Source organism: Bradyrhizobium sp. CB3481, assembly GCF_029714305.1.
In the GTDB taxonomy this organism is placed as follows: domain Bacteria; phylum Pseudomonadota; class Alphaproteobacteria; order Rhizobiales; family Xanthobacteraceae; genus Bradyrhizobium.
The window spans coordinates 7643325-7655956 of the sequence record NZ_CP121647.1 but is presented as its reverse complement, the minus strand read 5'-3'; the positions used below and the strand labels follow the sequence as shown (position 1 = coordinate 7655956).

Genomic DNA, 12632 nt, shown 5'->3' with positions numbered 1-12632 from the left:
CTCCAGTATTCTCCTTGTCAGCCCAGCCCACCACAATCCTGGCGGTCGCCCCGACAACAGCCGCTGCGGCCCCTTACAGACATTCCCCGCCTTTTCGAATGCTCGTCCGATTCGCGCCGGTAAACCGCCGCCCAACGCGTCGAGGCCGAACGGGGCGGAGGTCTGGTCCTACACCAATGGCGGAGGCGGCGAGATCGCGACGGCTACAAATGGTATGAAATGGCCGGTCGCCGCATGGCCGACGCTTTGCTTGCGCTGCCACCGCCCGCGTCGTTCGCGCGTGGGGATCGTCCGACGGGTCGACTGATAAGGTTTGGTCGCAAAGCTTATCAGTTGGCCAGCATATGCCATAACATTCGCTTGGCGAATCTGAACGTCAGGCAGTTGGCTGAAAGCGGCGGCGGAGGGGCGACGCTCACCGACGGAATAGGGTCCGACACTTCTCGCGCTCGATGGCGAACAGAATATCGACGCGCTTGACCGCCTCGGCCGCGATCGGCGCCTTGCTGAGCCGCGCGAGATCAAAGAACTTGCGCCTGCAGTGCGCCCAGCACGCGGCCTCGATGATCGGGCCGCCCTTGCGAATGGCTCGTAGAGCCTGCTAAAGCCGACGCAGGCATCGGCCTAGATCTGGTCGAACTGACCACGGTCGACGCCGGCGATTATACGGGTTGCCTAATCGACGCGACCAAACGTCATGTAAACGACCGCTCAGCCGTACTCCGGTCGCCTGGAAGGCTGCTGTAGGTAGGCGGAACGGTCGGCCTCCTTCCGGAGTGATGTCGCTCTTCCAGTCGGGCGCGACCAATCTGGCGTCGTCGGCTTCTGCGATCGATCCATCCGGCCTGCGATCGAATGACAGGGAACTGGCGGAAGCGATGCTATAGATTAACACCTCCCTTAGAAGTCGACCGCGAAGCAACAAAACGCTTTGACACAGGTTGCCAGCCGGGCAGAGACCTCGCAGAGGCATGATTCGATAGCCCTGAGATGTTGGCTCGCTGGACGCTCTGTGGCATCTGGCCCGATAAGTTTGCTAAGGATTGTCGCTCTGTGAAGTAGGATCAGTAGGCTCCAGACTGATTTGGAGTTCGCGCAAGTCGTCATTTGAAACACCCGTGCCGGCCAGCGTATTAAGGTACGTCAACAGGTCGTCCTGCCGCGGCTGACCAAAGGCCAGACGGTAAACCGTCAGGCTATGTTTGAGCCACGCTAAGCGTGTGACCTCGCGGCTGAAAGGCAGCACGGGCACCCGCCTTTCGACCCGGACCGAGCCTTCGTAGATCCAATAAGGGATGAGATCCGTGTCGACAGCAGTCTCGAAGCGGGCTCTGTCGAACATTCGCATCCAGGGATCGACGGATGCGTCGCCGCTTCCACGCACGACCGCAGCCTGGCGCTCGGCGAGATTTAGACGGATCGCATGTCCTTTGAAGCGGTGAACGCGTCCCTCGCGCTGCTCCAGATCGACCGGATTGCCCGGAAGATTCCAGTGGTAAACGCGATAGCAATATGGGTGAAAGTCCAGTCCCTCCTGGCCGACGGATGTGGTGGCGAGAACGAAGGGCCGAAATGGCGAATTGAACGCGTCCCTCACGCCGCCAAGGCGTGCAACGGCGCCTTCCTCATCCCGATAGTCAGCGAGGCGCATTGCGAAACGGCCGCGCATTTGGAACTTGCTGATTTTGAGAGCGTCGCCTTCGACGCGAAGGTCATCCACGTCGATTTGTGAGGGACGGATGGACAAGGCCGTGGCCATCGCGCGGGCTACTCCTGCGGCCCGTTCCTGTGGGGGCTGAGCACCTAGGCCTTCCGCATCGACGAGATAGTGAGCGTACTCATCCAGGACCGCCTGGAGGTTCTGGTCGACGCCATAGGTCAGAACACGATGCCAGTAGCGATCTTCGGCGCCACGTCGGAGCAGGGCGACGGCATCGTGTTGATTGAACAGCGTGCGGAACGCCCAGGCGACCTCGGAGGCGGCGCTCAGCAACCGTGTGTCGTCCCAAGCAAGCTCCGGCGCGATCCGGCGCAGGGCGCGAAGCGCGCACACCGCAGGACTGCCGAGTGCGACGTCAACGAGCAGATCGCGGAGGTCATGAGGAACGGCGCCGAAGTCACTTTTCGCCGCACTGCCTAGTTCGGCGACATGTTCGCGGAAACCTTCTTCGCCGGCCAATGCGGCTAATCCGCCCGGCGCCGAAAGCCAAACATTGGCGCGGGAGCCCAGCAGACGGTCGATCAGCGCGGGGGCGGCCCATTCGGCGATGGTTGCCTCGTCACCTTGAACGGCGGCGTGCTTAAGCGCGTCAATCGCTGGTTGGAGGCGGCCGGCTATGGCTTCGCGCATCGCTTGCTGCGAGAGCGATTGGTGACGCTCGGCGAACACCGAGAGCGGATCGGCAATCTCGGCCAGTGTGGGGGACGGATAGATCAGCAGCAGCGCCCTCAGTCCGGCCAGTCGACCTTGGTCTTGTCGAAACTGCAACGGCCGCAAGCGGTGCTGATCGAAATAGCGTCGGCCGGATTCGCCTACACCCATGCGCCGTTCGGCCTCATAAGACAGAAGCGCAGCGATGGCATCGGGCACCATGGACCAGGAGGAGAAGATTAGCGCCTTGGTGAGGGGCGGCTCCGACCTTTGAATCCCGTAATAGGGCATCGCCGGTGGGATCCAGAGGTTCTGTTCGAGGCCTGCGCCGAAAATGTCGTCCACGATCGCGCGCATACGGCCGTTGGCCGGGTCGAGCGGTGCATAGGAGTCGAGTAGGTTGCGATCGAGCATCGATGGTCGGGCGGCCAATATCGCATCGCGCAGCGCGGCGGAGGGCGCATCCATTCTCTCCTCCAGCAGGCGCTTTAGACTGTAGTGTCGCATAAAGTTGAGGAGATACGGCGCCGATTTCCAATACTCGATGATCTCAGGCGCATCGAGCACGCGCGCCACCCCCGAGACTGCGGCCGCCTGTACGAGATCGACCGGCGCCACGGAGACGGTGATGGGCGGCTCGCCCATCATGGAGTCGCGATCGACGGTACTGGCGACGCGTTCGGTGCGCGCGATCACTTGGCGTAGGCGTTGCTCGATCGCTTTGCGCGTGTTGACTGCAGTTGCGTGTGATGCGGGAAGGCCGTGCAGGAATCCCCGAAAGGCACGCATCTCGCCCGCAAGTATGCCGGCTATCTCGGGGCCCTTGTCACGGCCGTACAGAAAGCTCAACGTCTCTAGGAAATCCTGATAATGATCGCCTTCCTCCGGCTCGTCGCCGGCGAGACTCAACATGCGATAGGGCGTGGCGGATAGAAGCAAGGTACGCGCAGCGTGACCGTCGCCAGCAGAGTACTCGAACAGCTTGCGCGCCAACATTGCCGCGTCACTATCGCCGTGTAGCAGATCGCGGAAGCGTTGGAACTCGTCCATGATGATCAGATCGGGCTGGAGCGCATCCACGCAGGCGTGGGATAGCTTGACGCGTAGCCTTGCGACGAGGTTGTTGCGAGGTTGCGTCAATTCCGCGGGATATTCGTGCCGACGACGCGGAAACATCTCGCAGACCCGCTCCAATTCCTGGAAGAGATCCCGATCGGTCTGCACGTCGCGGCGGAAACGTTCGATAATTTGCTCCTCGACACCCTTCAGACTCAGGCCATCGACAGCCCGATTCCAGCCATCGACGCCGGCGGTAACCTGCAACAGGTTATGAAGACCGCGGGGGCGAGAGACGAGGTCGTTCAACAGGTGCAGCAGAAGGGCGCGCTCTTGTGTAACCCCAGTCGCTGATCGGAGATCGAATGTGGTGCCGGGAGTCAGACTGACGAAGTTTACTTTATTAGCGTCGAGTCCCTCTTGATAACCGGCGAACCCCTCCTGCTCCTGCAGTTGTAGCGGAATCAAGGTCATACGGGTTGGCAGGGCCAGTTCGCGGCGGCCGAGGACGTTCAGGCGGTTGAGATTTTGCGCTGCAATCGCCTGGTTGGAGCAGATGTAGAGGATATCGATCCTTCCGACGCTGTCCCACAGATGCTCGATCATCCGGGCGATGATGCCGCGAGCGACCATGGTCTTGCCGAGTCCCACCTCGTCGGCCACCAGGAACTGGCGCACGGGATCGTCTGCCCCGTAGAGCCGATCAAACACATAGTCGACGGTACGGCGCTGAAAGGCTTTCAGCGGCGCCAATGCGGGCGCAGCGCGGAATCGTTCATTCTGCATGAGCGCTCCCCTGAGCGTCGAGCGCAAGCCGGAATGTGCTCCACAGTGTCCGGAATTCGGCTGGGATTGGGTCTACCTCACCCGGCTCGACAGTTTCCAATCGTATGATCAACCGTTCGATCGCCCGGAGGTGATTACCGCCCCAGCAGAAGGCGCGCACCATCTCCTCAAGGAGTGGGGCGTCGTCGTCGGCCGTGCGCCACGCGCCGCGACCGGATCGATCCTGGGCGGCCAGCGCGGCGGCGAACGGATCGCCGAGCTCGGAGAGAAGCAGCCTAAGATACCGAAAGAACGCCTCCTTGCTGTCGATCACCCAGCGTAGGATGGCGGCGTGCCGTTCCGATGGAAGCCCTTCAATGACGAGCCCGGTGCTAAACAAAATAGAGGCCTCGCTATCTCTATCGGTCAGATAGCAAGCGAGGAAGCAAGTCAGATCAATCAGCGGCATCGCGCCGAGGTCGACCCGCTCCCCCAGTCGCAGCATTTCAAGGGCGTCTTTGCCATGACCCTCGCCCCGCGTTATGGGCCATACGCGGAGGCCGCTGATACCGAGAAGTGCAAGCGGTGCGGACGGCGTCAGCCAAACGCGCCAGAGCGGAGATCTGTCATCGGCCGACTGGGTGCGCTCGCACTGAAGTTTCAAGCCGTTCTGACAAATTTCGCGGCGAACTGCATCAAGCCGTGCCTCGGCAGCACGCTGGGCTGAACCCACGGCCAACAGTTCATCAGGTACAAAGGGACGGGTTAGCCGACCAAACCCCTTGTCTCCCAAGATCTCCTCAACACCGCCCACGCGTGAACGCTTGCCAGTTAGGGTGGCGAAGACTTCTACATTGCTTCCTGACAGAAGAGCGGGGCGTGTGGCATTACCGGATCCGACTGTAATCGCCGTATCCCAGCCCGTCTCCGCGATGAAAGCCTTGGCATGCAGCCCGTGGAGAGCAGTGGCGTCGGCATCCTCGCCGTCTTCCGTGGCCGCCATCTCGTCCAGCACGGCTACCCGGCCGAAACGGTCAAGCGTTGTACCAGGCACCATAGCGAGTTCATCTGAGCGGCCGATAAAAACGGGTTTCTCTGTACCCAGGCCTGCAAGCATCGATAGCGCTTGGTCGTCGCAGAAGGGCGAGATCACGCCGATCCGGGCACAGGGTTCTGGACGCCATTGCTTGCCCCCGAGGCCGTTCACAGCGAAGGCGACGCTCTGAAAAGGCGCGGGTAGGCTCCAATCTGTGCGGCGCACGTCCTCGGCAATTTCTTCCGTGAGGTCGCGAGCACCGCTGGGCAGGCCTGCGATTGCCAAATCTGGCAATCGGCGAATGAGATCAACTAATGGGCGATTGAGAGCCTGCGGCCTTTTTGCGACCACGCCGTCAAGCGTCAGGGCGATGTCCCATGAGCGATCGCGGGTGAGATTGCGCGACAGCACTAGCAGGCGAACGCGAATCGGATCATCCGAGCGCAATGGCTTGAAGCGGAGTGCCCATATCTTGGGATGGAAAGCACCTCCGTTAGGGGCCGCCACCTCCACGATGATCCGTTCGAGCAGTGAGCACAGGCGAGAATGCGGCCGCGTGTGCGCCTGGATATGTCCGGAATCGGTGAAGATTAGGAGACGACCGGCAATGCGCTCAGCTCCTTCAAGCAGCGCCAAGGGATGGGTGAGAATGTCGTCGCGGTTCTCGGCGGCAAAAAGCGCCAGGCTGACCGGGACGGCGAGCGCCGTCTCGAGGTCCAGTGAGAAACTGGTGGCGACGGCAGCGTCGAAGACGTAGCCGGCGGGCGGTTGAAGATTAGCGCCGTAAAGGGTGCGCTGTTCGGGATCGAGGCTGCGCCTATTCAGCATTGGCCAGGTCCTTCAAATGCGATTTCGCTTGGCTCCAGCGAAAGTTGAGGCGGTTGACGCCGGAGGCACCGGTCCAGCGATCGCGCACAGCGTGGTTGGTGTAGCGCGATTGGCTGGTTTTCAATCGGCGTTCACGCTCCTCCACCAGCTGCCGCGCAGCGGATGACAACGCAATTCGCGTTGTACCCTCGATCACCAGTTCGAGCCATTGCATCACGAAGCGCTTGGCTGCAGGCCGGATGCTATGGCCGGGATGCTCAACGGCGTTCCAGAAGTCATCGAGCGACCAGCTGCGCACGACGGAAAGATCCAGTCCGGCGGCCCAGCTCGCAATGCGTTCGCGATAGTCCGCAGCCCAATCATCCCGGCTGCGCAATTCGCTCAGCGCGAGATTGTAGAGGAGTGCCGCCCCATGCATCACATGCGAGAAAATCTCGCCGTGGCGGACGAGGCGGCGCGCATGCGCCGGGAACGACGCAAGATGTGGATGTGTCCAGATATGGTCACACTCCGCATTGATGCCATCGCGCGCCAGGAGGGTCAGGAGCGCCGCTGGTTGGGTAGCGACAAGGCGATCGATGATGAACTGCGCTTCGTCGCCGGTCAGTCGAAAGACGGCGCGCTCGAGCAAGTCTTTGGGGGGCTGCGGCAAGGCCTGACTCCAGATCGCCGCGGCCCGTGGAACTGCGCTGGCGTCCTCGCCGTCGTACGACACGCGCAGTCGCTTCAGGCCGCGCAGAGAGCTAAGAAGGCTATCTATGGAGCCCGGAAAGAGACGAATGCCCCAAGCGCCCAGACCGGCCCAATAGACCGAGCTAGGCAGCCGCTGCAGCCGCGGACCGGCGTCGCGGCCGATGATGCCGTTCGATTCGCCACCAGCCCTTAGCGCGTCGGCGAGGCGAATTTCTAAGGCTCGGGCTTCCACACGAAGCTGGTTTTCCTGAACGTCCCGCCCTTCCAGCATACGGAAGACCCACGGAATGAAAAGCATATACCGCAAGCGCGTCTGGATCGTGCTCGTCCCTGGAAAGAGGTGATCCGCGATCGAATCGCGTATGGCGCCCAAGCCCAGCTCGTCGCGGCCCTCGCGCTCTTGAAAGAGTGCCATGATCCGCTCTGCGCGCTGGCGCTCGGCTTCGTCGAAATCGATCCAGGCAAGAGATGACATGCGCGCGTAGGTCCAATTAAGAGACGGGTCAAATGTGTGATGTGTTTGGGAGATCTCGAATGGACTGCCGGCTCTTGCTCAGTTCTCACTAGACCTTATGGCGGCCTCGAAACGTTGGCGCGTCGAGGTTGCCAAACGACCGAGTCCGAAATGTTCCTGCATGCCACGGATCAGGTCCTCGTCATCCTCAAGGCCCCGTGTACGAAGGAAATCGGCAAGGTTCGCCAGTTCGGGCAACGGAACGTCGCCGTGCTCGCGGCCCCCGGCCTGGCGATAGGGCGACTTGGCGCCGGGCGCGGCGTCTTGCGGCCAGATGATCTCTCGATCGCCGTCCCGGGTTACAGGGAAGCGGCCTCGTCCGAGCGCCGAACGAATGACCCGCTGCACGTTTTCGCCCGAGCGCTGGAAGCCGTGGGAGCGGGCGATCCGGTCGATCAGGACGTCGAAATAAATTGGTCCCTCGATCTCGACCACATGATCGATCATCCTGCGGAGGTTGGTACGATAAGAGACGTCGTAGAAGCGCTCGCGATCGGGTGCCGCGACGGTGCTCGGGTCGGCCTTGGCGTAGCTGCCCGGAATCGCGGCAGGGTCCGCTACGGCCGGCGTCGGTCCGCGCGCGTACATCCTTGGCACCTCGATAGCTTCGCGGTCGTTCGCCGGATCAGGAGGGGCGTGCGGTGGATGCTGCGGTTCGGATTCGATTGGTAAAGTAGGATTCAGCGGTGGTTCATAATTTATGACCTGAGCTTCCTCCGGTGGATCCTCAGCGCCGGGCAAGGGCATCTGCTTATCTGTCGACGCGTCAGTATCGATCGCCTCGTCCACGGAGCCGGCTGGAGGCCGCGACGCGCGGTCGGCTTCGAGATCGGCCGTCAGGCGCGCATGGATCTTGTCTGCCGCTGACGAGGCATCCATCCACCACTCAGTGCTCCAGATACGCCGGATCCGCCATCCGAGGCTGGTGAGGACCATCTCGCGCAGGCGATCGCGATCGCGGGCCGTCGCCGAGCGGTGATAGGTGGCGCCGTCGCATTCGACGCCGGCGAGGTAGCGTCCCGGAAAATCGGGATGCACGATGCCCAGATCAATCCGAAAGAACGACACGCCGACCTGAGGGTGAACCTCCCACCCACGGCTCTGCAGCGCGTCCATCACGGCATCTTCAAAGGGCGATTCCGTTTCTCGACCTGTCGTAGAGAAGGCTTCGGCGATGGCGCGGGCGCCATGCTCGGCGAATTCCAGGAAGTGCTTGAAATCGACCACGCCTTTGGCACTGGTGCGGCCCAAGTCGATCTGTTCCGGGCGTAGCGTCGCAAACACCAGAAGTTCGCTGCGCGCACGGGTAACTGCGACGTTCAGCCGCCGGTGACCGCCCTCGCTGTTGAGGGATGAGATCTGCGCGGTTATTCGGCCGATCTTGTCGGGGCCGACCGCCACCGAAAAGATAATGATGTCGCGCTCGTCGCCCTGAACGTTCTCGATGTTTTTGACAAAGATCGGTTCGCGGGTCTGGTTCCGGTCGAAATGGGGCTCAAGTGCCGGATCGCTTCGTCGCGCCTGGTCGAGCATGTTCTCGATCAGCCGCTGCTGATCGCCGTTGAACGTGACGACACCGATCGATTTCGTCGATGTCTTCAGGCGCCGGACAACCTCGGCAACCACGGCCTCGGCTTCCTTGCGGTTCACCTTGGCGCCGCCGCGCTCGTAGATGCCGCCCTCGACGTGAACGTAGCGGACCGCAGTGTCGCGGGTCACCGGCGACGGGAAGGTCATCAGTTCGCCGCGGTAGTATTTAGCGTTCGAAAACGCGATCAGGCTCTCGTGACGGCTGCGGTAGTGCCAGGACAGCCGCATACTGGGAATGTTTGAGGCAAGGCACTCGTCGAGGATGCTCTGCTGGCTCTGCACGGTCGAACCATCATCGTCCTCGTCATCGACACCGCGTTGGCCGACGCTGGTCGGCGGAAGCTGTTCCGGATCGCCCACGACGATCACCTGGCTGCCCCGCGCGATGGCGCCGATGGCGTCCCAGACGGGGATTTGCGAAGCCTCGTCGAAGATCACGACGTCGAACGGCTTAGCTTCAGCCGGAAGGTATTGGGCGATCGAAAGGGGGCTCATCATGATGCAGGGCGCGAGTTGGGTCATGACGTTCGGAATTCGCCCGAAGAGCTGGCGCAGCGGCATGTGCCGCGCCTTCTTGTTGATCTCGCGCGCCAGCGTGCCCCATTCCGGGTCTTTGCCGAAATTCGTCTGGGTCGGCACCGCGGCTCCGATCCGCGCCTTGACGATCTGCCTGGCCAACTCGCCGACCTTCTCGTCGGCGGCGACGAAGGCCTCGATGACTGCCTCGTGCCTCTCGGCTAGAAAGCCGCTGAGCACCTCGTCGTCGTTGACGATGGTCTCAGCGACCCAGCGTGCATAGGCGTAGTCGAACGCGCCGACGAGTTCGTCGCGCGTGATGCGGCCGCCCTCGACGGCCTCGACCAGCGGGGAAAGCCCGGCGGCGCGCGCCGCCTTCGCCGCCGCCCGCCACGTCGCCCATTGCGGCGCCTTCATGATGTTGGCCCGCCACCGCGCCGACCGTTCCTGTAACGCGTCGATCCAGCCGGGCTCCAACCGAATGATCTCCGAAGGACGATCGAGGCCAATGCAGGTCCCGACGTCCTTGGCCGCCTGGTACATGGCCGGGAAGGCCTGCTGCATGGCGTCGAACGCCCTGCGAACCTGACCTCCGGAACGGAAGCGCGAGATGTCGCGGGCGAGGAGCCCGGCGACGTGGGCGGTCATCCGTTGCGGCGTCACGTCGTCGACGTGGAAGGCATCGACCGCGGTTTGCAGGTCGTGCGCCCATTTGATCAGGGAAGCGATGCGCTCCGGGTCGCTATCGAGCCCCCGCCACAGCCGTTCGATGTCTCGGAAATGCGGTTTGAGCGCTTCCATTCCGCGAAGCAGATCGCACAGGTCTTGCAGGACGATGAGGTCGCGTCCGATCTCGTCGGGCACCTCGCCCGGGCAGTACGGCTGAAGATGGAGACGGACCTTTTTCTTACGGCCGCCGCGCAGCAATACGTTGGATGCGCAGGCCTCGGTCCAGTCCCGCTGTAGGGCCGATAAGTCGAGGAACGCGGCCTTGAAATCGTATTCGGTCGACAGCTCAGACGCTTTGTTCCGGATGCGACCGACCATGTCGGCCAGGGCACTTAGTGCTCGGATACGATGAGGAGCCTCTTCGTTGAGGAGCAGGACGCCATCGGCGGCGTCCTGATTCAGCATCAGTGCGACGAGCTTGAGGAGTTGCGGCAACGAACTGTCGTCGGCGACTTCGTTCAGTCCAAGGGAGGTGAGGAGTGAGTCCGCCGCCTCGCGCGTCTGCTCCAGCGTTGCCTGCATCCGATCGACCGCTTGCTGCAGTGCTTGCGCCCAGGCGGGATTCCAGCGAGTTTGCTCGATACCCTGCAACGGGTGGACCGACGGGTCGCCGACCGCTTCCAATGCGGTGCGGATGTCCGCGCAGCTCTCGCGCATCCGGGCGAGTTGCCCCGGCGAATGCACGGTTCCAGCCGGCCAAGTCAACTCGATGTCGGCGAGCCGGTTGCGATCCGCGATCACGCGCCCGAAGGCCTCGTAGGCCGTCATGCCGTTCGCGCGCCTGCGGTGCAGGGCCGAGACCAGCCTGTTCAACTGATCACGCCTCTTCTTCAGTTCGCCGGCGGCCGTCGACCAGTGTTCTTCGGTGACCAGATTGCGCTCTCGCCAGGCTGTCGCGAGTTGCTCCAGCACGCTCGACTTCTGGGCCTTGGTCGAGTGCACCTCTAGACAGTAGTTGCCTAATCCGATCGCCTGCATGCGCTGCCTTACTACTTCGAGCGCCGCGGTCTTCTGTGAGACGAACAGCACGGTCTTCTGGTGCGCAAGGCAGTTCGTTATGGCATTGGCGATCGTCTGGCTCTTTCCGGTGCCGGGCGGGCCGAACAGCACGTAGTCGGCACCGCGCTGGGCGGCGACGATCGCAGCGATCTGCGAGGAGTCGGCGGAGAGCGGAGCGAACAGTTCGGCCGGATCGACGATCTCGTCGATGGTCCGCGCGTCGATGAAGCCCGCCCCGGAGCCCTCGTAGCTGTGGGTCGGGGTATCGATCAAATGGCGGACAACCGGATTGCGCTTGAGCAGATCGGTGCGGTCAACCAGGTCCTTCCACATCAGGTATTTGGTGAAGGACAGAGTCGCGAGCTTGACCTGCTCTGTCACCTCCCAGCCCTTGATGTTCTTGATGTGGCGCCGAACGGCCTTCCATATCCCGGTAACGTCGATGCCGGTGGCGTCCTGCAGCAGTTCACCGTCGAACTCCGGCATCGCCAGATCGAAGTCCTGCTTCAGCATCTGCAGGAGAGTCGGATTGAAGCGCGCTTCGTCCTCGTGCAGCGCGAGACGAAAGCCCGAGCGCACACTTTTGCGTTCGAGCTGTACGGGTATCAAGATCAACGGTGCTCGGTACGGCCCGGCACCGTCCTGAGGCGTCCATATGAGGAAGCCGAGGCATAGATAAAGGATATTTGCGCCGCCCTCCTCGAACGCGAGCCGCGAAGCCCGGTAGAGATCGGTGAGTCGGCCATCAAGTTCGGAGTCGGCTATGTTGGTGTGCAGGTCGCCCCGTTTCATCGCGTCGAGGATAAAAGCCTTGCGGGCCTCCTCGTTCTGACGCTCAGCGAGCAGCGTCGTGTCTCGTCCGTCCGTGCCGTCGAGCACGGTGGTTTTTCCAAGCAGTTTGAAACGGTCGCCGTCGGAAAGTCTATCCTCGAGCATCGCGGGATCGGGGCAGTCGATCGCGATGGTCGATTTGGAGTCCTTGAAGTTGAGCAGCCGATTCTTGAGCGACAGATCGAGAAGGTTGCGCTTCCAGATTTCGAGCCTGTCGAGATTCTTCTCGGGCACCGGTTCGCGACGCTTGTCGAGATCTTCTTCAAACTGCGGAACTTCGCCGACTTCCTGGGCGGCCGCGGAGGCGGTGACGGGTCGGATCGCAGGCTCGGCCGAGCCGGAGAGGTCGAGCGGACGTATCTTGGCGCTACGCGCGCGACGGACGTCGATGGCAAGCTCGAATGGCGAGGCGGCGTCCTCGGCGATCAATTTGTTGGCTGCCACGACCGCCTGTTTGAAGCGCGCCGGGTGCGCGCCCGTCAGCAGCGTGGTTTCGACCACGACCATTTCCTCCAGTTGCACTCGCTTGCGCAACATTTGAGGATCGTCGATGACGAGACCGGAGAAATCCTCGTCGACCAGCCAGATGCCGACAAATGCGTGGCCTTCGGTCAGGGCGATGACCGGGTTGAGGCCCGCCTGCTCGAGGCAGGAGGCGTAGAGCAGCGTGAGATCGAGGCAGGTGCCCACCTTGCGCGCTAGGA

General features: G+C 62.4%; 5 protein-coding genes. All 5 read right to left on the bottom strand.

What is annotated here, in order from left to right; translation table 11 throughout:
- Nucleotides 1-415 precede the first annotated feature (415 nt).
- The 5 genes from QA643_RS36875 to QA643_RS36855 all read right to left on the bottom strand — a co-directional run bounded on the left by QA643_RS36875 (nucleotide 416) and on the right by QA643_RS36855 (nucleotide 12435).
- Nucleotides 416-565 carry a transposase gene (locus QA643_RS36875; RefSeq protein ID WP_283035053.1) on the bottom strand — a complete coding sequence of 50 codons (150 nt, stop codon included), beginning with the start codon at nucleotides 563-565 and terminating at the stop codon, nucleotides 416-418.
- Between the two features lie 471 nt (nucleotides 566-1036).
- Nucleotides 1037-4213, bottom strand: a complete 3177-nt coding sequence (locus QA643_RS36870; protein WP_283030619.1) for a helicase-related protein — start codon at nucleotides 4211-4213, stop codon at nucleotides 1037-1039.
- Nucleotides 4203-6056, bottom strand: coding sequence for a phospholipase D family protein (locus tag QA643_RS36865; protein ID WP_283030618.1), 1854 nt, complete (start codon nucleotides 6054-6056; stop codon nucleotides 4203-4205). The genes QA643_RS36870 and QA643_RS36865 overlap by 11 nt, the downstream gene beginning before the upstream one ends.
- Nucleotides 6046-7224, bottom strand: coding sequence for a DUF6361 family protein (locus QA643_RS36860; RefSeq protein ID WP_283030617.1), 1179 nt, complete (start codon nucleotides 7222-7224; stop codon nucleotides 6046-6048). The genes QA643_RS36865 and QA643_RS36860 overlap by 11 nt, the downstream gene beginning before the upstream one ends.
- A gap of 78 nt (nucleotides 7225-7302) precedes the next feature.
- The gene (locus QA643_RS36855; protein ID WP_283035052.1) at nucleotides 7303-12435 is read right to left on the bottom strand and encodes a DUF3320 domain-containing protein; all 5133 of its coding nucleotides are present in this window, start codon (nucleotides 12433-12435) and stop codon (nucleotides 7303-7305) included.
- Between the last annotated feature and the right edge of the window lie 197 nt (nucleotides 12436-12632).